Raw genomic sequence first — 26,853 nt, 5'->3', positions numbered from 1 at the left:
GGAGATCCTCTCTAATTATTTCGCGGCGTTCTGCGCCATATCGCTGTCGGCGCTCAACTCGCGCACGGCAATATAACGTTCGCTGCGACGGGTGCGATCCAGCACCTGCCCTACCAATTGACCACAGGCCGCGTCGATGTCTTCACCACGGGTGGTGCGCACGGTGACGTTGTAGCCTGCCTGATGCAGCTGATCCTGGAAACGACGGATCGCGTTGTTGCTCGGACGCTCGTAACCGGAATGCGGGAACGGGTTGAACGGGATCAGGTTGATCTTGCACGGGGTATTCTTGAGCAACTCGATCATTTCCACGGCGTGCTCGACCTTGTCGTTCACGTCCTTGAGCAAGGTGTACTCGACGGTCAGCACACGCTTCTCGCCCAGGGACGACATGTAGCGCTGGCACGATTCGAGCAACATCTTAAGCGGATATTTCTTGTTGATCGGCACCAATTGGTTACGCAATGCGTCATTGGGTGCGTGCAGGGACAACGCCAGCGAGACGTCGATGTGCTTGGCCAGCTCATCGATCATCGGCACCACACCGGAGGTCGACAGGGTCACGCGGCGCTTGGAAATGCCGTAGCCCAGGTCATCCATCATCAGGCGCATGGCCGCAATGACGTTGTCGAAGTTCAGCAGCGGCTCGCCCATGCCCATCATCACCACGTTGGTGATGGCACGGTCGACGGTCGCCGGGACGCTGCCAAAGGATTTGTTGGCAATCCACACCTGGCCGATGACTTCGGCGGCGGTGAGGTTGCTGTTGAAGCCTTGCTTGCCGGTGGAGCAGAAACTGCAATCCAGGGCACAGCCTGCCTGGGACGAAACGCACAGGGTGCCGCGTTTGCCCTGGGGAATGTACACGGTCTCGACGCAGCTGCCGGACGCCACGCGCACCACCCATTTACGGGTGCCGTCGCTGGAGATGTCCTCGCTGACCACTTCCGGACCGCGAACCTCGGCAACCGCCTTGAGCTTTTCGCGCAGGGCCTTGCTGACGTTGGTCATGGCGTCGAAATCATCGACGCCAAAGTGGTGAATCCATTTCATTACCTGACCGGCACGGAAACGCTTCTCCCCGATTGAGTCGAAGAATTTTTCCATTTCCGGCTGGGTCAGCCCCAGCAGGTTGGTTTTAACAGTCGATATCGTCATGGATTCACCTTCACTCTTTAAGCGATGCTTAGCGAGTGGTTACTTCGGTAGCTGCGAAGAAGTAAGCGATTTCGCGAGCAGCAGCGGCTTCGGAGTCCGAACCGTGTACAGCGTTGGCGTCGATCGATTCAGCGAAGTCAGCACGGATGGTGCCGGCAGCGGCTTCTTTAGGATTGGTGGCGCCCATCAGCTCACGGTTGCGAGCGATAGCGTTTTCGCCTTCCAGCACCTGAACGACAACCGGACCGGAAGTCATGAAGGCAACCAGGTCGCCGAAGAAACCACGAGCGCTGTGCTCAGCGTAGAAGCCTTCGGCTTCGGCTTTGGACAGTTGCTTCAGTTTCGAAGCTACAACGCGCAGGCCGGCTTTTTCGAAACGAGTGGTGATCTCGCCGATGACGTTTTTTGCAACAGCGTCAGGCTTGATGATGGAGAAAGTACGTTGAACAGCCATGGTGTAACTCCAGAAACGGTAATTTGTGAAAAATTAAACCCGCGAATTATACGCGGGTTCTTGGGTATTGCCTAACCTGCAGCGTGGCTCAGTCGCGTTCTTCGATCCAGTTGGCCTGAATGGCCTCGAGGATCTTTTCGCCACAATGTTCAGGCTTGTCGTCGAACTCGGGCAGTTCCATCACCCATTTGCGCAGATCGACGAAGTTGACCGACATTGGGTCAACTTCAGGTTTGCTTTCAGCCAGCTGGATAGCAATTTCCAGTACATCAGTCCACTTCAGACTCATGAGAGTTCCTTGAATCAGTGCGGCGCTTCGGCTGCGTGGTTGAGCGAGTATTTCGGAATTTCGACGGTCAGGTCTTCGGTCCCGACAATGGCCTGGCACGCCAGGCGCGACTGCGCTTCCAGGCCCCAGGCGCGATCGAGGAAATCTTCTTCCAGTTCATCCGCCTCTTCCAGCGAATCGAACCCTTCGCGCACGATGCAGTGACAGGTGGTGCAGGCGCAGACGCCGCCGCAGGCACTTTCCATCTCGATATGGTGCTCGTGGGCCAGCTCGAGGATCGACGTACCGGGCTCAGCCTCCACAACCATGCCTTCCGGGCAAAACTTTTCGTGTGGCAGAAAAATGACCTGCGGCATCGTTATTCCTCAATCTCATTCAGGTTGCGCCCCGCCAGGGCGGCTTTCACGGTCGAATCCAGGCGGCGGGCGGCAAAGGCATCGGTTACTTGCGACAGACGCTTGGTCTGCTGCTCGATGGCGAAGCCATCGGTACCTTTCATCAGTTCGGTCAGCTCCTGCACCTGCATTTCGATGACCATGCGCTCCTCGGCATCGAGCAGGCGCTCGCCGTCGGCTTCAAGCGCGGCCTGCACCGCCTCGATCAGACGCTGGGCGTCAACCTGCTGCTCACGCAGCACACGGGCGACCTTGTCATCGTTGGCGTGCTGGAACGAATCCTTGAGCATCTTGGCAATTTCGCCGTCGGTCAGGCCGTAGGACGGCTTGACCTGGATGCTGGCTTCAACGCCCGAGCCGATTTCCCGGGCGGAAACGCTAAGCAGGCCGTCGGCGTCGACCTGGAAGGTCACGCGAATCTTCGCCGCGCCGGCCACCATCGCCGGAATGCCGCGCAATTCGAAACGTGCCAGGGAACGGCAGTCGCTGATCAGCTCGCGCTCGCCCTGCAACACGTGGATCGCCATGGCCGACTGGCCGTCCTTGTAGGTGGTGAAGTCCTGGGCGCGAGCGACGGGAATGGTGGTGTTGCGCGGAATCACCTTCTCCATCAGGCCGCCCATGGTTTCCAGCCCCAGGGACAGTGGAATCACGTCGAGCAGCAGCAGTTCGCCACCGTCGCGCTTGTTGCCGGCCAGCGTATCGGCCTGGATCGCGGCCCCGATGGCCACCACTTGATCCGGATCGATTTCGGTCAGCGGCTGGCGGCCAAAGGCTTCGGCGACGGCTTCGCGTACACGCGGCACGCGGGTCGAACCACCGACCATGACCACCGCGTGCACGTCTTCGAGCTCCACGCCGGAATCACGCACGGCACGACGGCAGGCTTTCAGGCTGCGCGCCACCATGGGTTCGATCAGCGCGTTGAAGGCTTCGCGGGTCAGTTCGGCTTTCCAGTCGCCGTAAACCACCTCAACCGATGCCGCATCGGTCAGCGCCTCTTTGGCCGCACAGGCGGTTTGCAGCAGATTGCGCTGCGCACCCGGATCAAGGTCGGCCGACAGACCGGCACTGGCGATGATCCAGCCGGCGATGGCGTGGTCGAAGTCATCGCCACCCAGGGCGCTGTCGCCGCCGGTGGCCAGCACTTCGAACACACCGCCGGTCAGGCGCAGAATCGAAATATCGAAGGTGCCGCCGCCCAGGTCATAAATGGCGACCAGGCCCTCGGCATGTTGATCCAGACCATAGGCCACCGCCGCAGCAGTCGGTTCGTTGAGCAGACGCAGCACGTTCAGGCCGGCCAGCTTGGCGGCGTCCTTGGTGGCCTGGCGCTGAGCGTCGTCGAAATAGGCCGGAACGGTGATCACCGCGCCGACCAGTTCGCCACCCAGGGTCGCCTCAGCGCGCAGGCGCAGGACCTTGAGGATATCGGCAGACACTTCGACCGGGCTTTTCGGCCCCTGAACGGTGTCGATGAACGGCATGTGCGATTCGCCGCCGACGAAGCGATACGGCAGTTGCTCGCCCAGTTGCTTGACGTCGGACAGACCACGACCCATCAAGCGCTTGACCGACAGCACGGTGTTCAACGGGTCGGCGGAAGCGGCCAGCTTGGCCGACTCGCCGACTTCGACGCGATCGGCGTGGTAGCGCACGGCAGACGGCAGGATGACCTGCCCGTCAGCATCGGCCAGCGGCTCGGAAAGACCACTGCGCAATGCAGCGACCAGCGAATTGGTAGTGCCCAAGTCGATCCCCACAGCCAGACGACGCTGGTGCGGTTGAGGACTTTGGCCGGGTTCGGCGATCTGCAGTAGGGCCATCGTGATCAGGACTTATCTGTATATCAGGCGTGCGACCGGAGCGGCACTGGGTTAATCGTCGAGGCGCTCTTCTAACTGGCGCACTTCGTAGGTCAGCTTGTCGAGGAACTGCATGCGCCGCATCAGGCGCTCGGCCTGCTCGCGTTTGGCAGCATCGTTCCAGCAAGCGGCAAAGCTCTGGTTCAGTTCTTCCTGGGCAGCCTTCAGGCGACGCTTGAACGCGGCAACGCCGGCTAAATCGGCGCTGTCCTGCAGGTCTTCAAGCTCCTCGCGCAGCGCCATCTGCTGCAGAAGGAACTCCGGATCATGCACCGTGACCTCCAGCGGCAGTTCGCCACCGTTCAAGGCGAGCAGGTAACGCGCGCGCTTGGGAGGACTCTTGAGCGTCTGGTAGGCCTCGTTGAGGCTCGCCGACTGCTCCAGCGCCAACCGCTGCTCGCGCTCGGAAGCGTCTGCAAAACGGTCCGGATGAACATTGCGCGCCAACTCACGGTAGCGCGTAGCCAGCTGGTCGAGGTCCAGATTGAAGCTCGGTTGCAGCTCGAATAAAGCGAAATGACAAGGAGTACCCACAAGAAGCCTCAGATGTTGAAGCTTTCGCCGCAGCCACATTCACCGCGTACGTTGGGGTTGTTGAACTTGAAGCCTTCGTTCAACCCTTCCTTGACGAAATCGAGCTCGGTGCCGTCCAGGTAGGCCAGGCTTTTCGGGTCGATGATCACTTTCTCGCCGTGACTTTCGAACACCTGATCCTCTGCAACCACCTCGTCGACAAACTCCAGCACATAGGCAAGGCCGGAGCAGCCTGTGGTGCGAACACCCAGACGAATCCCTTCACCTTTGCCGCGCCCGTCAAGGGAGCGCCGCACGTGTCGAGCAGCCGCTTCTGTCATGCTGATAGCCATCGGTGACTCCTTACTCGTCGCTCATTCTTGAAAGTCAGATCAAGCCTTTCTTCTGCTTGTAGTCGCGGACGGCCGCCTTGATGGCGTCTTCAGCGAGCACGGAGCAGTGAATTTTCACTGGCGGCAGGGCCAGCTCTTCGGCCAGTTGAGTGTTCTTGATGGTCTCTGCTTCATCCAGAGTCTTGCCTTTCATCCACTCGGTCGCCAGGGAGCTGGAGGCGATGGCCGAACCGCAGCCGTAGGTCTTGAACTTGGCGTCTTCGATCACGCCTTGCTCGTTGACCTTGATCTGCAGACGCATGACGTCGCCGCACGCCGGGGCGCCGACCATGCCGGTGCCGACATCCGGGTCTTCCGCGTCCATCTTGCCGACGTTGCGCGGGTTTTCGTAGTGGTCGATGACCTTTTCGCTGTAAGCCATGATACTTATTCCTCACTCATCAGAGAGTCGCTCTTGAGGCCCCGGGAACCGTGGTTCGACGGGGCTGTTTGCGGCGACTTGAAATCAGTGTGCCGCCCACTCGATTTTCGAAATGTCGACACCGTCTTTATACATGTCCCACAGCGGCGACAGGGCGCGCAGCTTGGTAACGGCCTCGCAGACTTTCTGCGCGGCGTAGTCGATTTCTTCTTCGGTGGTGAAACGACCGAAGGTGAAGCGGATCGAGCTGTGTGCCAGTTCGTCGTTGCGGCCCAGGGCGCGCAGCACGTACGAAGGCTCCAGCGAGGCCGAGGTGCAGGCCGAACCGGACGACACCGCCAGGTCCTTGAGGGCCATGATCAGCGACTCGCCTTCGACGTAGTTGAAGCTCAGGTTCAGGTTGTGCGGAACGCGGGCGGTCAGGCTGCCGTTGACGTACAGCTCTTCCAGGTCTTCGACCTGCTTGAAGAAACGGTCGCTCAGGGCCTTGATGCGCACGTTCTCGGCCGCCATGTCTTCCTTGGCGACGCGGAAGGCTTCACCCATGCCGACGATCTGGTGAGTGGCCAGGGTGCCGGAACGCATGCCGCGCTCGTGACCGCCGCCGTGCATGGTCGCTTCGATGCGCACGCGTGGCTTGCGGCTCACGTACAGCGCGCCGATGCCTTTAGGACCGTAGGTCTTGTGGGCGGAGAACGACATCATGTCGACTTTCAGCTTCTGCAGGTCGATCTCGACCTTGCCGGTGGACTGAGCAGCGTCGACGTGGAACAGGATGCCCTTGGAGCGGGTCAGTTCGCCGATGGCGGCAATGTCGTTGACGGTGCCGATTTCGTTGTTCACGTGCATGATCGACACCAGGATGGTGTCGTCGCGCAGGGCGGCTTCGACCATGGCCGGGGTGATCAGGCCATCTTCCTGAGGATCGAGGTAGGTGACTTCGAAGCCTTCACGCTCCAGTTGGCGCATGGTGTCCAGGACAGCCTTGTGCTCGATCTTGGAGGTGATCAGGTGCTTGCCCTTGGTCTGGTAGAAATGTGCCGCACCCTTGATTGCCAGGTTGTCGGACTCGGTGGCGCCGGAGGTCCAGACGATTTCACGCGGGTCGGCGTTGACCAGGTCGGCGACCTGACGACGGGCGTTCTCGACGGACTCTTCAGCTTTCCAGCCGAACACGTGGGAGCGGGACGCCGGGTTACCGAAGTTCCCGTCGACCAGCAGGCATTCACTCATCTTTTGCGCAACACGCGGATCAACCGGGGTGGTCGCAGAGTAATCAAGGTAAATCGGCAATTTCATGGACTCTCTCCTAAATCAGGCTGGCTGGCGCGCCGTTAGCTCTAATGGCTGTCATTCGACGGCGGACGCTTCAATCTTGTCCAGGCGTGGCGCCTTGCTGTTGCAACGGCGTTGGTCCTGACGCATGGCTACTTCTTGTACCTCACGGCGAGTGACAAGGTCAGCCAAGCTGATACCGCTCAGAAATTCGTGGATCTGCAGGCTCAGGTCGCACCACAAGTGGTGAGTCAGGCAAGTATCGCCGGAATGGCAATCGCCCTGGCCCTGGCATTTGGTGGCATCGACCGATTCGTTGACCGCATCGATCACCTGGGCGACCTGGATGCCCTGCATGTCGCGGGACAACTGGTAACCGCCGCCCGGCCCACGAACGCTGGAGACCAGATTGCTGCGGCGCAATTTGGCGAACAGCTGCTCGAGGTAGGACAGGGAGATGCCTTGGCGCTCGGAGATATCGGCCAGGGACACGGGCCCGTGCTGCGCGTGCAACGCCAGATCGAGCATGGCGGTCACGGCGTATCGGCCTTTTGTAGTCAGTCGCATGGACAATTACCACGGAGTTTCGGAAGTGAGGCGAGTATGCAATTCCCGAGTATTTAAGTCAACTATAAGACCTAGTGCTTTAGTCGGGTTTACCCGCAAAACAGCGCGCGCATCATAGCAAAGGCTGGCCGGTTACAGCCAGTAATACCGCGTTATCGCTTACCTGTAGGAGGGAGCATGTCGAATCGTCGCACCGTCGCGATGGTCGTCAACGATGACGCTGGGCACCTGACACCCAGCGGCGCTCTTGAGTCCAGCGCGAGCATGCTCGCTCCTACAGGGATCGTGGCGACTCCTTAGCCGGCCTGGCTCTGATCCTTGTCCTTCACGCACGCAAAGTCTTCCTCGCGCAGTTCAGGCAGGTCTTTCGCACAGTAATTGCTGCCCAGCTCGGTCAATGCGCCGCACATCCCCTCCAGGCGACCGTCGACCGCCTGCAGGTGATCGAGCAACTGGTTGATGGCGCGGGCCACCGGGTCCGGCATGTCTTCGCCGACACCGTAGGCATCGAAGCCGATTTTCTCGGCCATGGCCTTGCGCCTGGCGTCCTGCTCCTCGTCGGTCTTGACGATGATCCGCCCCGGAATGCCGACCACCGTCGCTCCGGCCGGCACAGCCTTGGTGACCACGGCATTGGAACCGACCTTGGCCCCGGCGCCGACGATGAACGGGCCCAGCACCTTGGCGCCCGCCCCCACTACCACGCCGTCTTCCAGGGTCGGGTGACGCTTGCCCTTGTTCCAGCTGGTGCCACCCAGGGTCACGCCCTGATAAATCGTCACGTCATCGCCGATTTCGGCGGTTTCACCGATGACAATGCCCATGCCATGGTCGATGAAGAAGCGACGGCCGACCTTGGCGCCCGGATGAATCTCGATCCCGGTCAGCCAGCGGCCGAAGTTCGACACCAGCCGCGCCAGCCATTTCAGTTCGGCGCGCCACAGGGCCGCCGACAGACGGTGAATCCAGATGGCATGCATGCCCGGGTAGCACGTCAGGACTTCAAAAGCGTTACGCGCTGCCGGGTCACGATGGAAAACACTCTGGATATCTTCACGCAAACGCTCGAACATCATTAATCCTTCCGCTTCAGAAGCTCGCCACGGGCCGCTTTTTGGGTTTCCGTGAGGATGCCACGCAATATATTCATCTCAGCCCGGCTGACCGAGCTGCGTCCGTACAACCGACGCAGGCGCGCCATCAAGTGCCGTGGCTTTTCCGGGTCGAGGAACTCGATGGCCACCAGGGTCTGCTCCAGGTGCTCATAGAATCGCTCCAGCTCGTCCATGGTCGCCAGCTCTGCGCTTTTGACCGAGGCCACTTCTTCCTTCTCGACCTTGCTCGGCTGCCCTTGGGCCGCCAGCCAGGCCATGCGCACTTCATAACTCAACACCTGCACCGCCGCCCCCAGGTTCAGCGAACTGAACTCGGGGTCGGATGGGATGTGCACGTGATAATGACATCGCTGCAGCTCTTCATTGGTCAGGCCGGAATCTTCACGACCGAACACCAGGGCGATTTCGGCGCCCTGCCCGGCTTCCTCGACCACTTTCGTGCCGCATTCGCGAGGATCGAGCAGCGGCCACGGAATGCGCCGGTCACGGGCGCTGGTGCCCAGCACCAGGTTGCAGCCGACCAGGGCATCCTCCAAGGTGGCGACGACCTGCGCATTTTCAAGGATGTCGCCGGCGCCGGAGGCTCGGGCATCGGCCTCGTGATGCGGGAACACGCGTGGCTCAACCAGTACCAGCCGCGACAGGCCCATGTTCTTCATGGCGCGCGCAGTCCCGCCGATATTGCCCGGATGGCTGGTATTGACCAGGACGACACGAATGTTTTGCAGCAAGGGAGGCGCTCTCGAACACGATAATCGGGAGCCGAATCTTACAGCTCAAACTACCGTTAAGCCACGAAAGCGAACACCGACCTTCACCTGTAGAAACTTTCTGATAGAATGCCCGGCTTTCTTTAACAACCTTAGGTGACACATCCATGCAGCCCATGCTGAATATCGCGCTGCGCGCCGCCCGCAGCGCCAGTGAACTGATCTTCCGCTCCATCGAGCGCCTGGATACCATCAAGGTTGACGAAAAAGACGCCAAGGATTACGTATCCGAGGTGGATCGCGCTGCCGAACAGAAAATCATCGACGCCCTGCGCAAGGCTTACCCGAACCATTCCATCCTGGGTGAAGAAACCGGCATGCACGCCGGCACCGGGATCGAAGGCGAAGAATACCTGTGGATCATCGATCCGCTGGACGGCACCACCAACTTCCTGCGCGGCATTCCTCACTTCGCGGTCAGCATTGCCTGCAAATACCGTGGTCGCCTGGAACACGCCGTGGTTCTGGACCCGGTTCGCCAGGAAGAATTCACCGCCAGCCGTGGCCGTGGCGCCCAGTTGAACGGTCGTCGCCTGCGCGTCAGCGGCCGTACCAGCCTGGACGGCGCCCTGCTGGGCACCGGCTTCCCGTTCCGTGACGACCAGATGGACAACCTCGACAACTACCTGGGCATGTTCCGCGCCCTGGTTGGCCAGACCGCGGGCATCCGCCGCGCCGGCTCCGCCAGCCTGGACCTGGCCTATGTGGCCGCCGGTCGTTTCGACGCTTTCTGGGAATCGGGCCTGTCCGAGTGGGACATGGCCGCAGGCGCCTTGCTGATTCAAGAAGCTGGCGGCCTGGTGAGCGACTTCACCGGCGGTCACGACTTCCTCGAAAAAGGCCACGTGGTTGCCGGCAACACCAAATGCTTCAAGGCCGTACTGACCGCCATCCAGCCGCACCTGCCGGCTTCGCTGAAGCGCTAAGCTTGCAGTGACATGAAAAAGCACCCTACGGGGTGCTTTTTTATGCCCAAAAATCCCACGCCCTGTGGGAGCGGGCTTGCTCGCGAAGGCGGTGTGTCAGGCGGCATCAATGCTGGATGTTAAACCGCCTTCGCGAGCAAGCCCGCTCCCACAGGGGGTTTGCAGTGGATTCAGAATGAAATTCCAAGCACAAAAAAAGGGGCACCCCAATGGAGTGCCCCTTTTCAATTCAAGCCTGGACCTTATTGCCCCGGCTGAGCCTGCGACAGGATCAGCTTGCCTTCCTTGTCCACAGGAATCTGGTTGCCCGGGTCGCGGTCCATCCGCACCTTGCCTTCCTTGCCGTCCAGCGAGTAACGAACGTCATACCCCACGACCTTGTCGCTGATGTCGTTCACGGTGTTACAGCGAGTCTGGGTGGTGGTGTAGGTGTCACGCTCCTGCATGCCTTCCTGCACCTTGTTGCCGGCGTAACCGCCGCCGACTGCGCCTGCGACCGTGGCGATCTTCTTGCCGGTGCCGCCGCCGATCTGGTTGCCCAGCAAACCACCGGCCAGCGCACCCACCACCGTACCGGCGATTTGATGTTGATCCTTGACCGGCGCCTGCCGGGTCACGGTGACGTCCTTGCACACTTCACGTGGCGTCTTGATCTGTGTCTTGACCGGATCAACGGCCAATACTTGCGCATACTCAGGGCCGCTTTTTACCAGGCTGTAGGTGGCAACAGCACCCCCGGCAGTCACACCGACAGCACCCAATACCGCACCAACCAGCAACGACTTGTTCACATGAACCTCCTGACCATCACATGCGGGAACGCGCCCGCGCTTCTCCCAGCCTTGGAGCATAAAAAAAGGCGCGAGTTCAACTCGCGCCTTTTTTGACTACGTCGCTGAGAGAAATTTCACTCAAGGACGGTCGTCGACTTCCTTCTCGGTATTCACCGTCGGGATCAAGTCTTCGGAGCTCAGGTTCAGCCAGATCAGCACCACGTTGGCGATGTAGATCGACGAGTAGGTACCCGCCAATACACCCACCAGCAGTGCCAGGGAGAAGCCGTACAGGTTGTCGCCGCCGAAGAACAACAGCGCGGCGATCGCCAGCAAGGTCGACACCGAAGTCGCGATGGTCCGCAGCAGGGTCTGGGTGGTCGAGATGTTGATGTTCTCGATCAGGCTGGCCTTGCGCAGCACACGGAAGTTCTCGCGAACCCGGTCGAACACCACGATGGTGTCGTTGAGCGAGTAACCGATGATCGCCAGTACCGCCGCCAGCACCGTCAGGTCGAAGGTGATCTGGAAGAACGACAGGATACCGATGGTCACGATCACGTCGTGGATCAGCGAAACGATGGCACCGACCGCGAATTTCCACTGAAAGCGGAACGCCAGGTAGATCAGGATGCCGCCCAGCGCCATCAGCATGCCGAGGCCGCCCTGGTCGCGCAGCTCTTCACCGACCTGCGGGCCGACGAACTCGACGCGCTTGACCGTCGCCGGGTTGTCGCCGCCGACCTTCTGCAGCGCCTCGGCCACCTGGTGGCCCAGTTGCGGGTCTTCGCCCGGCATCCGCACCAGCAGGTCGGTGGTGGCGCCGAAGTTTTGCACCACGGCTTCGTGATAACCGGACGAGACCAGTTGCTCACGCACCTTGGTCACGTCGGCCGGACGCTCGTAGGTCAGCTCGATGAGCGTACCGCCGGTGAAGTCCAGGCCCCAGTTCATGCCCTTGGTGAAGACACTGAACAACGCCAGCAGGGTGAGGAACAATGTGACGCCGAACGCGAAGTTGCGGACGCCCATGAAGTTGATTGTACGTAACATGGCAGCCCCTTAAATCCACAACTTCTTGAAGTCACGACCGCCGAAGATCAGGTTGACCATCGCGCGGGTGACCATGATGGCCGTGAACATCGAAGTCAAAACCCCGAGGGACATGGTAACTGCGAAGCCCTTGACCGGGCCCGTGCCCATGGCGAACAGGATACCGCCCACCAGCAAGGTGGTCAGGTTGGCGTCGAGAATCGCGGTGAATGCGCGACTGAAACCTTCGTTGATCGCCCGCTGTACGGTCATGCCCGCCGCGATCTCTTCACGGATCCGCGAGAAGATCAGCACGTTGGCGTCGACCGCCATACCCATGGTCAACACGATACCGGCGATACCCGGCAGGGTCAGCGTTGCGCCCAGCAGCGACATCAGGGCCAGCAGCAGCACCATGTTCACCGCCAGCGCGACGGTGGCGATGATGCCGAAGAAGCGGTAGATGGCGATGATGAACAGCGACACGAACAGCATGCCCCACAGCGAAGCATCGATACCCTTGGTGATGTTGTCGGCACCCAGGCTCGGGCCAATGGTGCGCTCTTCAGCGAAGTACATCGGTGCCGCCAGACCACCGGCACGCAGCAGCAGCGCCAGTTCGGACGATTCGCCCTGGCCGTTCAGGCCGGTGATACGGAACTGCGCACCCAGCGGCGACTGGATGGTCGCCAGGCTGATGATCTTTTTCTCTTCCTTGAAGGTCTGCACCGCGACGTCTTTCTCGACGCCATCGACCACTTGCTTGGTGTAGGTGGTGACCGGACGCTGTTCGATGAAGATCACCGCCATGCTGCGACCGACGTTCGAACGGGTCGCACGGCTCATCAGCTCGCCGCCGTGGCCGTCCAGACGAATGTTCACTTCCGGGGTGCCGTGCTCGCCGAAGCCGGCCTTGGCGTCAGTCACCTGGTCGCCGGTAATGATCAGGCCACGCTCGATCTGCGCCGGTGGACGGTTGCCCTCACGGAATTCGAAGGATTCGGAAGTGGCTTTCGAAGCACCCGGCTCGGCGGCCAGGCGGAACTCGAGGTTGGCCGTCTTGCCGAGGATACGCTTGGCTTCTGCGGTGTCCTGCACGCCCGGCAGCTCAACCACGATGCGGTTGGCGCCCTGACGCTGGACGATCGGTTCGGCAACACCCAGCTCGTTGACGCGGTTACGTACCGTGGTCAAGTTCTGCTTGATGGAGTATTCGCGGATTTCCGCCAGCTTGGCCGGGGTCATCGCCAGACGCAGTACCGCCTGACCATTGAGGTCGGCCGGAACGATGTCGAAATCGGTGAAACTCTTGCGGATCAGTGCACGGGCCTGTTCGCGGGAAGCCTCATCGGCGAAACCCAGCTGAATGGCACCGTTGAGCTGCGGCAGGCTGCGATAACGCAGTTTCTCTTTGCGCAGCAGGCTCTTGACGTCGCCTTCGTAGACTTTCAGGCGTGCGTCGAGGGCTTTGTCCATGTCCACTTCGAGCAGGAAGTGCACACCACCGGACAAGTCCAGACCCAGCTTCATCGGGTGCGCGGCGAGGCTGCGCAGCCATTGCGGGGTGGTTTGCGCCAGGTTCAACGCGACGACGTAGTCATCACCCAACGCCTTGCGCACAACGTCCTTGGCAGGCAACTGGTCTTCAGCCTTGACCAGACGGATCAGACCGCCCTTGCCGCCGGCCGTCAGCGAAGTCGCCTTGACCTGCATCCCGGATTCCTTGAGCGCAGCGCTCACGCGATCCAGGTCAGCCTGATTGACCTGCAGCGCAGTGCTTGCACCGCTGATCTGAATGGCCGGGTCATCGGGATAAAGATTGGGAGCGGAATAAATCAGACCGATCGCCAGCACCGCCAGGATCAGAATGTATTTCCACAGAGGGTATTTGTTCAGCATCACGCCGCCCGTTTAGAACGCGGGGCGCCTTGCGCGCCCCGTCGATTGAGTAGAAGTTGAAACTTAGATCGCTTTCAGCGTGCCCTTAGGCAGGGTGGCGGCGATGGCGCCTTTCTGGAACTTCATTTCGACGGTGTCGGAAACTTCCAGCACCACGAAATCATCGGCCACTTTGGTGATCTTGCCGGCGATGCCGCCGGTGGTGACCACTTCGTCGCCCTTCTGCAGGCTGCTCAGCAGGTTCTTCTGCTCTTTGGCGCGCTTGGCCTGTGGACGCCAGATCATCAGGTAGAAGATGACCAGGAAGCCGACCAGGAAAATCCACTCAAAACCGCCACCCATAGGGCTTGCAGCGGCCGGTGCAGCAGCGTCAGCCATGGCATTCGAGATAAAAAAGCTCATTTAGCACTCCAGTTGCAAATGTTGAATCTTGGGGTCAGAAAACTCAGTCCAAAGGCGGAACAGGTAGCCCGCGTTTGGCGTAGAAGGCATCGACAAAGGCGGCCAATGTACCCTGTTGAATAGCCTCGCGCAAACCAGCCATAAGCACTTGATAATGGCGCAAGTTATGGATGGTATTGAGCATGCTCCCCAGCATTTCGCCGCACTTGTCCAGGTGATGCAGATAAGCGCGGGAGAAGTTCTGGCAGGTATAGCAATCGCAGGTCGGATCGAGCGGCGAATCATCATGGCGATGGAACGCGTTACGGATCTTCAGCACGCCAGTATCAATGAACAGATGCCCATTGCGGGCATTACGGGTTGGCATCACGCAATCGAACATGTCCACACCGCGGCGCACACCCTCAACCAGATCTTCCGGTTTGCCAACGCCCATAAGGTAACGAGGTTTGTCAGCGGGCATCTGGCCCGGCAGATAATCCAGCACCTTGATCATTTCGTGCTTGGGCTCGCCCACCGACAGGCCGCCAATGGCCAGGCCGTCGAAGCCGATCTTGTCCAGGCCTTCCAGCGAGCGCATGCGCAGATCCTGGTGCATACCACCCTGGACGATGCCGAACAGCGCCGCCGTGTTGTCGCCATGGGCGTTTTTCGAGCGCTGGGCCCAACGCAGCGACAACTCCATGGACACGCGGGCGACATCTTCGTCGGCCGGGTACGGCGTGCATTCGTCGAAAATCATCACGATGTCGGAGCCCAGGTCACGCTGGACCTGCATCGATTCTTCCGGGCCCATGAACACTTTCGCGCCATCCACCGGCGAGGCGAAGGTCACGCCCTCCTCCTTGATCTTGCGCATGGCGCCCAGGCTGAACACCTGGAAACCGCCGGAGTCGGTCAGGATCGGGCCTTTCCACTGCATGAAATCGTGCAGGTCGCCGTGTTGCTTGATCACTTCGGTGCCCGGACGCAGCCACAGGTGAAAGGTGTTGCCCAGAATGATCTCCGCGCCAATCGCCTCGATATCCCGTGGCAGCATGCCCTTGACCGTGCCATAGGTGCCAACCGGCATGAAGGCCGGGGTCTCGACGGTGCCACGGGGGAAGGTCAAGCGACCACGGCGAGCCTTGCCGTCGGTGGCAAGCAACTCAAACGACATACGACTTTGGCGACTCATTGTGTTTCCTCTGGGCCACGTGGTGCGGGGTTACGGGTGATAAACATCGCATCACCGTAGCTGAAAAAGCGGTATTCATGCTCGACGGCGGCTTTATAGGCGGCCATCGCTTCCGGATAACCGGCGAACGCCGAAACCAGCATCAACAGTGTGGATTCGGGCAAATGGAAATTGGTGACCAGGGCATCGACCACATGAAACGGCCGGCCCGGATAGATGAAGATGTCCGTATCGCCGCTGAACGGCTTGAGCACGCCATCGCGCGCAGCGCTCTCAAGGGATCGCACGCTGGTGGTCCCCACCGCCACCACACGCCCACCGCGAGCACGGCACGCGGCCACGGCGTCCACCACGTCCTGGCCGACTTCCAGCCACTCGGTGTGCATGTGATGGTCTTCGATCTTCTCGACCCGCACCGGCTGAAACGTCCCCGCCCCCACGTGCAAGGTCACGAACGCCGTCTCGACGCCCTTGGCGGCAATCGCCTCCATCAGCGGCTGGTCGAAATGCAGCCCCGCCGTCGGCGCCGCCACCGCACCCAGGCGTTGGGCGTACACCGTCTGATAACGCTCGCGGTCCGAGCCTTCATCCGGGCGGTCTATATAAGGAGGCAACGGCATGTGCCCGACACGGTCGAGCAGCGGCAGAACTTCCTCGGCAAACCCCAGCTCGAACAACGCGTCATGACGCGCCAGCATCTCGGCCTCGCCACCGCCGTCGATCAGGATCTTCGACCCCGGCTTCGGCGACTTGCTGGAGCGCACATGGGCCAGCACACGATGACTGTCGAGCACCCGCTCCACCAGAATCTCCAGCTTGCCGCCGGACGCCTTCTGGCCAAACAGCCGCGCCGGAATCACCCGGGTATTGTTGAACACCATCAAATCGCCCGGGCGCAAATGCTCAAGCAAATCAGTGAATTGACGGTGTGCCAGGGCACCGCTGACCCCATCCAGGGTCAACAGTCGACTGTTGCGACGCTCGGCCAGCGGATGGCGGGCAATCAGCGAATCAGGGAGCTCAAAAGTAAAGTCAGAAACACGCATGATGGGGTTCGTCTAGCAGGGCCGGGAAGTCTAGCGGAAATATCGAAAATTCTCCATGTACCTGATTGACCGAGGGTTATCACCTCTCTATACTTCGCCGCCATTGAGCCCTGATGGCGGAATTGGTAGACGCGGCGGATTCAAAATCCGTTTTCGAAAGGAGTGGGAGTTCGAGTCTCCCTCGGGGCACCATATAGCAGCACACGAAAGTCGCTACCGACTTTCGGAAGACAAGAAACCGGCCAGTTGAGCCGGTTTTTTTGTGCCTGTGTGTTTTTGTTGAGTGGGTCGGTACTCAGCCGATTGTGTCCGGGCCCGAGCACAAGCTTCCCGCCCAGTACCGACAACACCGTGTGCCGCCAAGCCTAGATCTTGTGTGAGATACAGCGCCCGTCGTTCTCGGCACCCTATCTTTTCAATACCCCCCATGACCCTGAAGGCACGCGCTTGGAGCAGGTCCGTCAGCAAGCCATCTACGACATGACCAAAGCCGTCGGGCTGAAACCGATGCAGCGACGGCCTAGGCCCAAGCAGTCGCATGGAGCGATACCGAAGGCGAGAAAAGCGCCAACGCCGACGCCTTGAAAGCGGCCAAAAACTTGGCCACTGCCACCAAGCAGAATCGCCGACAGCAACTGATCATCAATGCGCTCAGGCAGGAGCTGGCCACCGTCGACAAGTGCATCGCCGGAGCTCAACAGGAACGCCTGGGTATTGAGAAAAAGGCTCTACACCTGGCGAATACCGCGCTGAAGGAGTAGTGGAATCAGGCGGCCGAGGCTTTGCTTGATGTAGGCGGCAAGCTTTGGTCTTCATACAGTCTGATCAATGAGCATCAAATCGCCCTTACGAGACTGCTAGTGCCACAACTGGGGGAAGGCTATGGCGACTGGAAGTCCCTTGATGTAGCAGATCGTGCAGGCAAGCACACAGTCCACGACGTGCTGATGATGTAGCGGCCACGCAGCCGATACAGCCCGCTCAAGCGGGTTGTTCTAACCCCAATGAATGCACCCATACAAAACGGTCCGAATCGAAACGATGCGCTGAGAGAGCGAAAATTGCACCTGGCGAAATTGCTGTATCTCGTGGATTTAGGCTCAGGCAAACCCACGAACGTCGAAACGATGACCATCAATTTGATCAAGGCGGAAATAGGCCCGATCGACAGTCTGATTAAGAAACGCCCATAGTCATCCCGTCACACAACTAGGGCGTAAATCGCCCTTGTTTTTACAACACGATCCTCAGCCCCTGGGACGACTTAACGCTTCCGACCATTAGCTGCCCATCGTGACAGGCCGCTATCGGCCAAAAGCAGACGGTCAAGAAGGTCAGATATAAACACATTGCAGACGTTCGAGCACCTGCAAATCGAAGTTCGTATTTACGGCATACGACACTTCTTGGAGCGAAATCTGCGTAACTATTGGCTGGCAGAATCGCTACAGATGGTAAAGATCCCAGTGAGAATTAAGTTTAAAGCCAACACTATAATCTTAATCATCACATCGAGCTTGGATCATTTGCGCAACCTGCATAATTTTATCGCAACACCTACCGACCTAACAGAGTCTTGAGTCGACTAATATTTTGCGAATAATTAACTATATAAACTCCAAATGAATGCGTCATTGTTACACCTTGATCCATCCACCTCCTCATGTCCCACCCAAGATCAAGTAGATCTGAGGCGGCGAAAACAAACTCTAGAGTATCAATTATAAACGCAAATTCTGTGAAGTGCTTTTGATAGTCGAACGACCCGGCACTGCCATGCACATAGTGATTCCGAGACAAAACAGCATGATTGCATGGCAGATAAAGTTCCGGAAACTTATCGGGGGCCACCTCGACTATCTTGTCGGCACGGTGATATATCTTGTCGCGCAAGCTTGCCTTACCAATGCGTCCCAAGCTTGATAGAACTGACTGCCTAGCGAAACTTTCCGGCAGGCCTGCGAATATTTTTCGGCACTGCGTCACCGCATCTTTCAGCGACGCATCAGTTTCCTTCGTTTTAGGTACATGGCTCTCTGGCAGCAAATCAAACATGTTGGCAGCGCCAACTATACGATTGATGCTGTAGCTTCCAAAAAATGCGGTCGCGAATCGTACCCTTGGATCACCCATAGTATCCGCACTATCCATCCAACCTGTCGCCACCTTGGCAAATTCTTCAGGGTTACGATCTGGACAAAGAAGAATGTCACCTAAATTAGTCGAGGAATCCCCCTCGACGCGTTCATTGCACAAGCTCCAGTACAGCCGGGCAGTCTGAGGTCTATTAGGCGTCGGCTCATTTGAGCGCTGAGTCAGTTCCAATTCAATCCAACGGAAGCGCTGACGATGCCCGAGGCTAAGTTCAAACAACCCGTGTAAGGTGCGAAGAGCATCGATCGCTTCGTCCAGTGTCTTAGGTTCTGCGAACTCGATATTGGCGGTGACTTCGTTGTTGATGCCTATTCCAACAGCACTTCCCGAGTTATGGGAAGATCGATTCGTCAATGAGACTTTCCCAATCTTTGCGTTGCTCGCTACGATTTCCCACAAGCCGCTAAAATACAGCAAGTGAGGATGCTCGCTGATTTGAGGCTTGAAAGCGCGGCTTGCCCAACCATACTCCTCTGCTATCTTTTCCTTACGCTTGTGATCCATCTCCAGAAGCGAATGGATTTCTGCTATTTCTGGGTATAGTGATTGAAAGGTCTCACGCCCGCTTACAAGGCAATCGACATTCTGAAAGTGGTAGCGAATCGCCTGGACAACAGGTTCATCAGAAGTAATAGGCTCTTCACCTACGACAATGTAGTGCGGAAAAAAAATGCTCTCAAACTGAGAATTCTCATCGAAGCGGTGTTGGTTTGTACCATGGAGCACGCAATCCAGAAGCGAGACTTTCTTGCCATCGTTTAGCATTCCATGGATATCAGCAGGTCCGGTTTCGGGATGTTCCCAGAAACTTTTTCCTACGATTTTAAGGATACTATCCGCACCAGCAATTTTGAGTACCCCGGCAAATTGGCTGTTTGTCGAGAGAAAAATTCCGTTGTACTGTTCGTGCGTTGGCATAGAAAACACTCAACTAAATTATAGGTAAGAACGGTAACCCTTAGACTAGCACTCAGCCGATATTTTCACCGGGAGCTTTCGTCGCGATAGCTAGTACTAAGTACACAGCAAGCACTGGCTTCTAAAACTTATAGGCAATGTGCGTTCGCATTTTGCGAATCGCGGGGTGACGACGGCGTGCTGCGAGCTAAGAGTGGACAAGGGTTATCGTTCGCTCTTGGCCGATTTCTTCCCTTCACGGCAGGCCGCTATCGGCAAATAACTGCCGTTCTTGAACGTCAGCACCCGGCCGAAAGCATTAGCTCACGCTCTCCCGGCACCCGCGATCATTTACCGTAATAATGAAAGTTTCGGCGAGTAGGCGGGTTAGAGTAAGCCGGACCTCGTTTGTCAAGATACCTACTGCAAGTGAGGCGTTTAATTGTCGAAGCCGATGTCAGGGCAAGCAGGCGAGATCATCGAGGTTCATAAGTCTCTTCCAGTCGACTCCCCATTGACTGAAGCCGTAGTAACGACCTCCGCGCTGGGTGGCGTCTGCCGCAAACTGTTCAAGATCACCCTTGCTAGTCACATTGAGAATTCGCTTCAGGTTCTCAAAATATTGGGCTGAAGAGGACCGGGTAAATATTTCAAAAGCACCTGGATAGTGGCCCAAGTACACTAGAGTTTTAGGCCACCAACGGCCAGAATGAATTTCACACCGAACGAATAAAAGGAAATCTGTTTGCATCAGACTCGAAAAATCTACGCTGCTAGTATTGCTGAGCTCATTCGTTAGATCTGCGCTTAGGGAAGTTCTATTCAGCTGAAGGCGTTGATTTCTTTGGCTTAACGTACCAGCATCTTTATAGAAGCACTCGTAATTAGAAAGGTAGGGGGCGGTGCGGCGCGAATCAACATAGTAAGATTTATCTAATAACTGAGCTGCTATAACCAGCTTGCTATATTTTAGGCAGATAGTTATCGTATATAAAAATATTTCATGAATTATAAATTTGTAGTTATCGAAGTCTGTTTCTCGCCAACCATTTAGGTTTGCTGGTGCCTCTTGATATCTTAAAATACTTTCTAAGAATTTGTGAAGATGCTCCGCAGTTTCTTGCTGCTCTAAATATCGTGCTGCGCTTGTAATCACCTGAAGCAACTCGTTTCTAGAGGTAGAGAACTCTGTAATGCTCGTCACCACTTGATCATCAAATAGCACATCATTGCTCGGTACAATTCGGATGCGTTCCAAATTTTCCGCAAAAATTGTAAGATACTCTTCGAGCGCAGCACCTGCAATATTCTTTCCTTCCTTAATGGAAGTGATGGCTCGCCGAGCTAATGGTGCAGTGCCGAGGTTAATTGTTATTTCTTTACTAAGGAAATCTGGCTTTTTTCCTAATTGTGGTTTTTGATATTGAGGCTGACCATAGATGCATCGTATCAGCTCTTCAAATCCTCCGGAATAAGATTCAGGATTGCTAAGATCAATATACAGACGAGAATGGTAAAAGGTAGGCGTGTACGCTTTACCTTCTTCATCTTTCTCTGCGATCACTGCTATAAATCGCTCTTGATCTACTTGCTCATACACCTTTTTGGAAATAATTTGCGTCTCTGTTCCCACGCCGCCACGTCGTTCATCGGCTTTCTCTGAATAGATTTTATCTGAAATTATCAGCACTTTATCGATTGACTTATCAGTTACCATCGACTCCATGAAAGCTACCGAATCCGCTCCAGGCCTCAAATCCCACTTATCTAGCTTTACTTCTATTCCTGATGCCATAAGGTTTTCTGCAAGGTCCAGAACCCAACGCTCGTGGGAAGGACTGGACCAACTATAGGAAATGAAAACCTTCGGATCTTTCAATGTCTGGCCTCTCAAGAGCACATAAGCAGGATTGCGTGTGGGTTTGTAATCAGAGCATTCAAGACTTTATGCCGCTTCCGGCTCTTGAATTAGGGTATGGATTCGTGTCGCTAACGCGTTGCAAAAATCAGGATTATTTCTTACCCATAGAGCAAAGAACGCGCCTCGGACAATCACTTCAGATACGAAACCAATTTTCAGTCCCAATTGAACGTAGAGTAAGTGTGGATCTCTATTAGTTCTCACAACCTCTTCCATGGCTGATCTGACTTCTGCTTGCGCTTCCGGAGGGCGCTGGCAGGATACTGTGAGGACCGCGATATCTTGTTCGATGTTGGATAAGATATTGTCGTAAACACTTATCTCAGGCTGATCGCCAGGTAGCCGGATAATGCCACTTTCGGGGTCGTCATCGCCTTGCTGCTCAGAGTCGCCATCGATAATGCAAAGTGACTTAAAGGAAATTGCAGGGTTACGGACATGGCTTCGATGTGTACTGACGGCTGTACCGTCCCCAGCAACCGCATGAATTTCCACTTGCTCAAATTCAGCGCCAAGCTTTTCTCGAAGGATCGCCTCGACCCAATTTTTAGCAAAATCGTCCTCAACAAAAACGGCGAGTTTTTTATCAACGCGGCCTGATACAGCTCTCAAAGCCTGAACCGATAGTTTTCCCTGCTTAAGCTTGCCTGAGATGCACGCCCATATCGCCTCATTAGGCAAAGGGGCAAGAGCATAGTCACTGTGCGTTGTGAACACTGTTTGTACTGATTTCCGCTCAGCAACATCAATAAGATATTCGACCATGCGACGTGTAGCGATTGGATGGAGACCGTTCTCAATTTCCTCAATGATGATGAGGGAGTTTGGGGGAGCTTGCTCGATCTCAAGGATCATCCTAATGATGGAGGACTCACCAGCTCCAAAATGAAACTCCGAGTACTGCTGGTCGCCATTTTTTCCGATTAAAAACAGTTCGTCTTGGCCCACATCGGTAACACGAAATTCAGTTACGGCTTTTCCAAGAACGTGTTCAACTTGAGTCGCGACTTCCGCGTCAAGAGACAAAATTGCACCCTGATGTACATAGGACGACTTAGTCAGCTTTTTGAATCGGTTTTTTTCTCCCGCAGGTACGGTGCGCTCAATTCCGAAGAAAAGAACAACTCGATCCGCTACTTCCCCGCGAACCCATTTCGCTTGTCTGAAATTACTGTTTCTTTTGATAAGTTGGCGGGGGTTGAGTGCTTTATCTACGAGTTCATACTCGACTCGCCAACCAGACATAGACTCATCACCAACGGCGCTTTTAGGGAAAAAATATCCTGGCTTGATGGGTTTATACGCACAACCAGCGACACCTAAAACGGAAGACTTTCCACTACCGTTAGGCCCAATCAGTGCCGTAACAGGAAATTCAAAAATAATGTCCTCACCTGAAAACCCTCTAATCCGCTGGATGCTTGCTTTATACAAGTAATTTCCGTAGTCGTGATCACGGACTTTCTTGAGCAAGGCGAGTTTTCTCGACTCTCTAATTTCACTACGTTCCATCGTATAGCCTCACTGTCTGGTTTCAGATGATTATGCCAAAACGCCACTATATTACCAGTCGTCAGTTAGCTTCTTGAGGTTACCAGCGTAGGTCCGCTCTTGGCCGATTGCTGCCCCCCATTACTAGGAGACAATTCACTCGAAGCGGACATTAGTCGCCTCCAGCCTGGAAGACAGGTTGAGAACTGCGTTACACCATGCAGTACCGTTACACCGCTTGCGTCACATCATGAGTGCTAGTGTTACGTGAGTTTTATTCTTTAATTTCAATAAGTTAAGCGTGCACGCAACACCAGTAACACGCGTTACACCGATTTTATAGCTGTTCACCCCACTCCCCGTAGCATCGAATGCCATCCGCGAAAAGAATTCTGCAGTCAACGGGGCCCCTGAGACAATTCGATAGGCACGGGGTCGGAAACCCGCCGGATCTTGATAGCGGGAGAACTCCCAGCTTAGTGAACAGGTGAACCCGGTGAACTGCCTGTTCACCTGTGCATTTGCCCTACGAAACGACCGATCTGAGGTCACCATTGCCGATGCGGTGACGATGCCGCTTTCTTCAAGATCCTTTCAATTTCAGCATTAAAATTTCAATAAGCTGGAGCACCTCCCACTGCCAAAACCCCGCGGGTTTCTGACCCCGTCTTAAGACAAAAGTCTCAGGGGCCCCGGCAGCTTTTACAGGACTGAAGCGTGTTAAGTTACGGAAAGACTACGATTTTTGGAGAGGCAGGATGGAATCAGCTCGGGATAGAAACACAAAGGAAATTGTAGAGGCTGAAGACTTATGGATGCTTCCACACGTTGACAGGGATGGCTATGAATGTAGCGGGTGCAAGAAGCCCGTTTACCCGGCGTCGTATCTCAAAACTAATCTAAAGCGGCCGCACTTCAGCCTATTCCCTAAAACGGATCATGTAGAGGGTTGCGACGTAGATGGGGAACGGAAAACCGTTGCAAGCGGCCGCAAAGGCAGCGTTCGCAATGAATTGGAAACGAGCCCAGGCTTGTCCCCTTCGAGATTGATCCTTAAGGACGAACGTACTTCAGTAGACCCTACCTTGCCGAAGTCACCTGCACAGACTGGTAGCAAGAGCACCACCCGAACCAATTCGGATGATGGTGCGACGAGGCCAGCCGGGCGAAGACCGTCCAACACGATCCGGCCGATTTGTCGTGCGTTCATCAATTTCCCCTACGACAGAAACATGTCATTAGACATTCCCGGGATCGAGGATAAGACGTATCTGACTGCCTTTAAAAAATTGGGGGCTGCAAACGCAGGCATCGAGCAATTTTCTCGTTCAAAAGTTTTCTATGCGGAGCTGGCCTGGGCAAAGGCTCAAGCAATAGATGATTCGTTGGTGATCCAGCTTTCTGCTGGTGAATGGAACTCCGAGCGACAGCTAGTGCGCAAATACATGCTTCGCATCTGTTGGTCCCAATGGTCCAGTTACAAACGGACGAAGGTACAGAATGAGATGGAGGTCGTGCGCGAGGAAGGTATCAAGGAGAAAAAAAGCAAATCCAAAAAACGCGCCTATGCATTTTTCATCGGAGAGCAAGACGAACAAGATCCGACTTATTTCAACGTCACCGATCATCGCCTCATCTGCGGCCTGGTCGCTGAACTCAGCTGGTAAGCACCGAGCTGATCGGGCATCATCAGGGCAGAAAAACTGAATTTGTATCCCTGCTTGTATCCCTAGGGGCATAACTTAGCTGCAAGCCACGGATTATATGGATGCCTACAGTCTCCCTCGGGCACCACATAACACCAACGAGAGTTACTACCGACTTTCGTAATAAAAAACCGGCCAATCGAGCCGGTTTTTTTGTGCCCGGCGATCATGATACAAACCGCCCTCTTCCACACAAAAACAGCCCGCCTTCCAGGGCTTACACCTCGACACCAAGCCCCACGCGAGCCAGCAACCATTCCTGATAAACCGCATCACCATCTGCCGGGAGGCCGCTATGGGTGGTGTCGATGTTTCCCCCTTGCAGTTGTCCAACTTCCATCCGTTGCTGAAGGCCGTTCAGTGCTTCCGAAGCGTCGTTGTGACTGAGGTTCTGCACTTCGGGCAGTTCGGCAGCGTTGCTTTTCTCTTCGGACGGTGCCCAGTGCGGATCGGCGCTGTAGCTGGCTTTCAGCTTTTCCACATCGCGCTCGGTTTCGCGAAAGATCTGATCGAGTTTTGCCTGGACTTCCGGTGTCGCGTTGGGGACTTCGAACCTGGCGGCTGTGGCCGTGCCATTCGCGAGGGACTTTTTCAGTTCATTGACGTAGTGCAGTGGCGGCAGGTTGCTTCCGATCATGTTGACACTCCTGTGTAGGTCAGCGAGTGCGAGCAAGAGTCAGGCCAATCGTTTGTCGCCCCGTTCTGTTGGGCATGGGCCGATCGTGTGGGGGCTTGGCTGGAAGCAAGTTGCCGGCAGGGGCAATCCGTTGCCGTGGGGGGCGGAAGTGTTGGGTTATCCAGCCAGTGGGCCTTGTGGTTTTCTATCGGGTCAGCCACGTGAGTGCCGAGACGGAACAAGCCACGTAGCCCTCGCTGTATCCCAACGGTAGAATCCCGCGCCAGGCACGCTTTACAGGGCACGCACGCGTTTACTTCGGGCTCGCTTTTTCCGCTGGACCCATTCACAAGGATTCACCTCATGGAATCGCAACTGGAAACCGTTGCCCTCTTCTCCCTGAAACTGGCGTATGAGTCGGAAGATCAGAGTCCGATCCTGCGTGACGATCTGGTGATGGGCGATTATCAGCGGGATGTGTTCGAGTTGTTGGTGCGGCGCGGGGATGTCGAGGGGATTCAGGTGAAAGTGGGTGAGTGCCTGGGGTTGGCGCTGGAGGCGGTTGGCGGTGCGGATAAACCGTTGGGGCGGGAGTTGCAGAAGTTGGCGTCGGAGTTTGCCGATGGGCAGACGATGGAGCACTTGGGTGAGCCGCTGATTGCGTTGAAGACTTACCTCAAAGAGATCATATGAAGTTGGCCGAGCCCTGATAACTGTGTGTTGCAATGCGTTTCGAGATGGGCACATGCCCTGATGCGGAAGCGCGGTTGGTTCTTGATTTCCTTGGGTTTTCTGCGATGGATGGCCGGTGGGTTACCGAGCTATTTTGACGGTTGCAGGAAAGGGGTGTGCAGGATAACCTCCCACTGTCGCTGCCAATTCAGCGGCCGGGTGTGAGAGCCCGCAACAATCAAGGCGCGAAGCGCCCCAAAACCTGTCGTGGCGTTTTTTTTTCGTCTGCGATAAGGCTTTATGGCGGCTGTGCGTGGGAGACCTTCGGGTCTACCGGTTGCCTTGATTGCCGGTTTCTCACCCCGCGCACGGCTGTCACCCAAGCCCGTGAGAAGGCTCGTGACGGCTCCTCCAATCAAGGATGTTGATCATGACCAAAACAAATCCGTCTGTAATTTGGCTGTTTCTTCCACGCCACGCCCAACCCCGCAACACCCTCCCCCACCACCCCCGCACCTGCGGAGGTGTCCAATGAACGATCAACCCGAACTCACCACCATTGGCCTGACGCCGGCCATTTATTGCTCCGGTTCCGATAACCCGGTGTTCCACGTCACGCGCGGTGTTCCGCTGGTGGATGCGTTGAGCATGGCGTCTGATTTTCTGTTTCTCGCCAAGGCGCTGAGCAAGGATGCGGCTTATGCGCGGGATTTGGATTATCACGCTTGGGCTGCGCATTATTTGACGTCGTTGAGTAAGGCGTTGGTGGATGATGCGGTGAAGGTGTTGGAGTGGGATCGGGGGGCGGCGGCAAAGCGGGCCGCGGCTGAAACGGAGGCTGAGGGGTAACGGCTGGCGCTGGGCTGTGCGGGCGGGTTTGGTTGCGGTGGGGATAGCGTTGTGGGGTGTCTGGTTTTTAGCGTTATCGTTGACGTTCTTCGCGAGCGGGCTCGCTCCTACAGGGGT

General features: G+C 56.6%; 27 protein-coding genes and 1 tRNA gene. 6 read left to right on the top strand and 22 right to left on the bottom strand.

The genetic code is table 11. The annotated features are described in order from the left end of the window. Positions 1-15: 15 nt before the first annotated feature. The 12 genes from rlmN to trmJ all read right to left on the bottom strand — a co-directional run bounded on the left by rlmN (position 16) and on the right by trmJ (position 9,136). Positions 16-1,158 (bottom strand): 23S rRNA (adenine(2503)-C(2))-methyltransferase RlmN, encoded by a 1,143-nt coding sequence (rlmN, locus tag QIW53_RS08630; RefSeq protein WP_371049212.1) that lies wholly within the window; start codon positions 1,156-1,158, stop codon positions 16-18. Between the two features lie 28 nt (positions 1,159-1,186). Continuing rightward, the gene (gene ndk, locus QIW53_RS08625; protein ID WP_192302616.1) at positions 1,187-1,612 is read right to left on the bottom strand and encodes a nucleoside-diphosphate kinase; all 426 of its coding nucleotides are present in this window, start codon (positions 1,610-1,612) and stop codon (positions 1,187-1,189) included. Between the two features lie 88 nt (positions 1,613-1,700). Beyond that, complete coding sequence (gene iscX / locus QIW53_RS08620) at positions 1,701-1,901, bottom strand: Fe-S cluster assembly protein IscX (RefSeq protein WP_368557203.1); 201 nt, start codon at positions 1,899-1,901, stop codon at positions 1,701-1,703. A 14-nt stretch (positions 1,902-1,915) separates the two neighbouring features. After that, positions 1,916-2,257 (bottom strand): ISC system 2Fe-2S type ferredoxin, encoded by a 342-nt coding sequence (gene fdx, locus QIW53_RS08615; RefSeq protein WP_192302617.1) that lies wholly within the window; start codon positions 2,255-2,257, stop codon positions 1,916-1,918. Between the two features lie 2 nt (positions 2,258-2,259). Then, positions 2,260-4,122 (bottom strand): Fe-S protein assembly chaperone HscA, encoded by a 1,863-nt coding sequence (hscA, locus tag QIW53_RS08610; protein ID WP_371049211.1) that lies wholly within the window; start codon positions 4,120-4,122, stop codon positions 2,260-2,262. 51 nt (positions 4,123-4,173) lie between these two features. Continuing rightward, positions 4,174-4,695, bottom strand: a complete 522-nt coding sequence (gene hscB, locus QIW53_RS08605) for a co-chaperone HscB (protein ID WP_371049210.1) — start codon at positions 4,693-4,695, stop codon at positions 4,174-4,176. Positions 4,696-4,703: 8 nt separating this feature from the next. Then, the gene (gene iscA, locus QIW53_RS08600) at positions 4,704-5,027 is read right to left on the bottom strand and encodes an iron-sulfur cluster assembly protein IscA (RefSeq protein ID WP_003227904.1); all 324 of its coding nucleotides are present in this window, start codon (positions 5,025-5,027) and stop codon (positions 4,704-4,706) included. A 34-nt stretch (positions 5,028-5,061) separates the two neighbouring features. Beyond that, positions 5,062-5,448, bottom strand: coding sequence for a Fe-S cluster assembly scaffold IscU (iscU, locus tag QIW53_RS08595; RefSeq protein ID WP_027619655.1), 387 nt, complete (start codon positions 5,446-5,448; stop codon positions 5,062-5,064). Positions 5,449-5,532: 84 nt separating this feature from the next. Continuing rightward, positions 5,533-6,747 (bottom strand): IscS subfamily cysteine desulfurase, encoded by a 1,215-nt coding sequence (locus tag QIW53_RS08590; RefSeq protein ID WP_371049209.1) that lies wholly within the window; start codon positions 6,745-6,747, stop codon positions 5,533-5,535. A 51-nt stretch (positions 6,748-6,798) separates the two neighbouring features. Next, positions 6,799-7,290, bottom strand: a complete 492-nt coding sequence (iscR, locus tag QIW53_RS08585) for a Fe-S cluster assembly transcriptional regulator IscR (protein ID WP_192302621.1) — start codon at positions 7,288-7,290, stop codon at positions 6,799-6,801. A gap of 296 nt (positions 7,291-7,586) precedes the next feature. Continuing rightward, entirely contained in the window at positions 7,587-8,363 is a 777-nt protein-coding gene (gene cysE, locus QIW53_RS08580) for a serine O-acetyltransferase (protein WP_371049208.1), read from the bottom strand. A gap of 2 nt (positions 8,364-8,365) precedes the next feature. Beyond that, positions 8,366-9,136 carry a tRNA (cytosine(32)/uridine(32)-2'-O)-methyltransferase TrmJ gene (gene trmJ, locus QIW53_RS08575; RefSeq protein ID WP_371049207.1) on the bottom strand — a complete coding sequence of 257 codons (771 nt, stop codon included), beginning with the start codon at positions 9,134-9,136 and terminating at the stop codon, positions 8,366-8,368. Positions 9,137-9,282: 146 nt separating this feature from the next. Between trmJ and suhB the strand changes: the two genes are divergently transcribed. Beyond that, positions 9,283-10,101: a type III secretion system regulator SuhB gene (suhB, locus tag QIW53_RS08570; protein WP_008053258.1), complete on the top strand. Its 819-nt coding sequence runs from the start codon at positions 9,283-9,285 to the stop codon at positions 10,099-10,101. A gap of 242 nt (positions 10,102-10,343) precedes the next feature. Here suhB and QIW53_RS08565 read toward each other — a convergent pair whose 3' ends face one another. The 6 genes from QIW53_RS08565 to queA all read right to left on the bottom strand — a co-directional run bounded on the left by QIW53_RS08565 (position 10,344) and on the right by queA (position 16,430). Beyond that, positions 10,344-10,892 carry a glycine zipper 2TM domain-containing protein gene (locus tag QIW53_RS08565; RefSeq protein WP_371049206.1) on the bottom strand — a complete coding sequence of 183 codons (549 nt, stop codon included), beginning with the start codon at positions 10,890-10,892 and terminating at the stop codon, positions 10,344-10,346. A 120-nt stretch (positions 10,893-11,012) separates the two neighbouring features. Further along, on the bottom strand, positions 11,013-11,927 hold the full coding sequence (gene secF, locus QIW53_RS08560; protein ID WP_192302624.1) for a protein translocase subunit SecF: 915 nt from the start codon (positions 11,925-11,927) through the stop codon (positions 11,013-11,015). A gap of 9 nt (positions 11,928-11,936) precedes the next feature. Beyond that, positions 11,937-13,805, bottom strand: a complete 1,869-nt coding sequence (gene secD, locus QIW53_RS08555; RefSeq protein ID WP_192302625.1) for a protein translocase subunit SecD — start codon at positions 13,803-13,805, stop codon at positions 11,937-11,939. A 63-nt stretch (positions 13,806-13,868) separates the two neighbouring features. Next, a complete protein-coding gene (gene yajC / locus QIW53_RS08550) occupies positions 13,869-14,207 on the bottom strand; it encodes a preprotein translocase subunit YajC (protein ID WP_016773317.1) in 339 nt (112 codons plus the stop codon). A gap of 43 nt (positions 14,208-14,250) precedes the next feature. Continuing rightward, positions 14,251-15,366, bottom strand: a complete 1,116-nt coding sequence (gene tgt / locus QIW53_RS08545; RefSeq protein WP_371049372.1) for a tRNA guanosine(34) transglycosylase Tgt — start codon at positions 15,364-15,366, stop codon at positions 14,251-14,253. Positions 15,367-15,380: 14 nt separating this feature from the next. Further along, positions 15,381-16,430 carry a tRNA preQ1(34) S-adenosylmethionine ribosyltransferase-isomerase QueA gene (gene queA, locus QIW53_RS08540; protein WP_371049205.1) on the bottom strand — a complete coding sequence of 350 codons (1,050 nt, stop codon included), beginning with the start codon at positions 16,428-16,430 and terminating at the stop codon, positions 15,381-15,383. 107 nt (positions 16,431-16,537) lie between these two features. Between queA and QIW53_RS08535 the strand changes: the two genes are divergently transcribed. Next, positions 16,538-16,622 (top strand) — tRNA-Leu (locus tag QIW53_RS08535). Positions 16,623-17,029: 407 nt separating this feature from the next. Further along, positions 17,030-17,191 carry a hypothetical protein gene (locus tag QIW53_RS08530; protein ID WP_371049204.1) on the top strand — a complete coding sequence of 54 codons (162 nt, stop codon included), beginning with the start codon at positions 17,030-17,032 and terminating at the stop codon, positions 17,189-17,191. Positions 17,192-17,987: 796 nt separating this feature from the next. On the opposite strand, the gene QIW53_RS08525 is transcribed toward QIW53_RS08530, so the two are convergent. The 3 genes from QIW53_RS08525 to QIW53_RS08515 form a co-directional block, all read right to left on the bottom strand. Beyond that, the gene (locus tag QIW53_RS08525; protein WP_371049203.1) at positions 17,988-19,502 is read right to left on the bottom strand and encodes a HEPN domain-containing protein; all 1,515 of its coding nucleotides are present in this window, start codon (positions 19,500-19,502) and stop codon (positions 17,988-17,990) included. A gap of 436 nt (positions 19,503-19,938) precedes the next feature. After that, positions 19,939-21,360 carry an SEFIR domain-containing protein gene (locus QIW53_RS08520; protein WP_371049202.1) on the bottom strand — a complete coding sequence of 474 codons (1,422 nt, stop codon included), beginning with the start codon at positions 21,358-21,360 and terminating at the stop codon, positions 19,939-19,941. A 66-nt stretch (positions 21,361-21,426) separates the two neighbouring features. Further along, positions 21,427-22,914 (bottom strand): ATP-dependent nuclease, encoded by a 1,488-nt coding sequence (locus tag QIW53_RS08515; RefSeq protein ID WP_371049201.1) that lies wholly within the window; start codon positions 22,912-22,914, stop codon positions 21,427-21,429. A gap of 1,211 nt (positions 22,915-24,125) precedes the next feature. On the opposite strand from QIW53_RS08515, the gene QIW53_RS08510 reads away from it, so the two are divergent. Further along, positions 24,126-24,560: a hypothetical protein gene (locus QIW53_RS08510; protein ID WP_232590702.1), complete on the top strand. Its 435-nt coding sequence runs from the start codon at positions 24,126-24,128 to the stop codon at positions 24,558-24,560. A gap of 256 nt (positions 24,561-24,816) precedes the next feature. On the opposite strand, the gene QIW53_RS08505 is transcribed toward QIW53_RS08510, so the two are convergent. Continuing rightward, complete coding sequence (locus QIW53_RS08505) at positions 24,817-25,236, bottom strand: hypothetical protein (protein ID WP_371049200.1); 420 nt, start codon at positions 25,234-25,236, stop codon at positions 24,817-24,819. A 342-nt stretch (positions 25,237-25,578) separates the two neighbouring features. On the opposite strand from QIW53_RS08505, the gene QIW53_RS08500 reads away from it, so the two are divergent. Together QIW53_RS08500 and QIW53_RS08495 are read left to right on the top strand one after the other, a co-directional pair. After that, entirely contained in the window at positions 25,579-25,908 is a 330-nt protein-coding gene (locus tag QIW53_RS08500) for a hypothetical protein (protein ID WP_371049199.1), read from the top strand. A 510-nt stretch (positions 25,909-26,418) separates the two neighbouring features. Beyond that, positions 26,419-26,736, top strand: coding sequence for a DUF3077 domain-containing protein (locus QIW53_RS08495; RefSeq protein ID WP_371049198.1), 318 nt, complete (start codon positions 26,419-26,421; stop codon positions 26,734-26,736). The last annotated feature ends 117 nt before the right edge of the window (positions 26,737-26,853 follow it).

Source organism: Pseudomonas fluorescens (assembly GCF_041354075.1).
Lineage (GTDB): Bacteria > Pseudomonadota > Gammaproteobacteria > Pseudomonadales > Pseudomonadaceae > Aquipseudomonas > Aquipseudomonas fluorescens_CE.
This window is presented reverse-complemented; position numbering and strand designations above follow the sequence as displayed.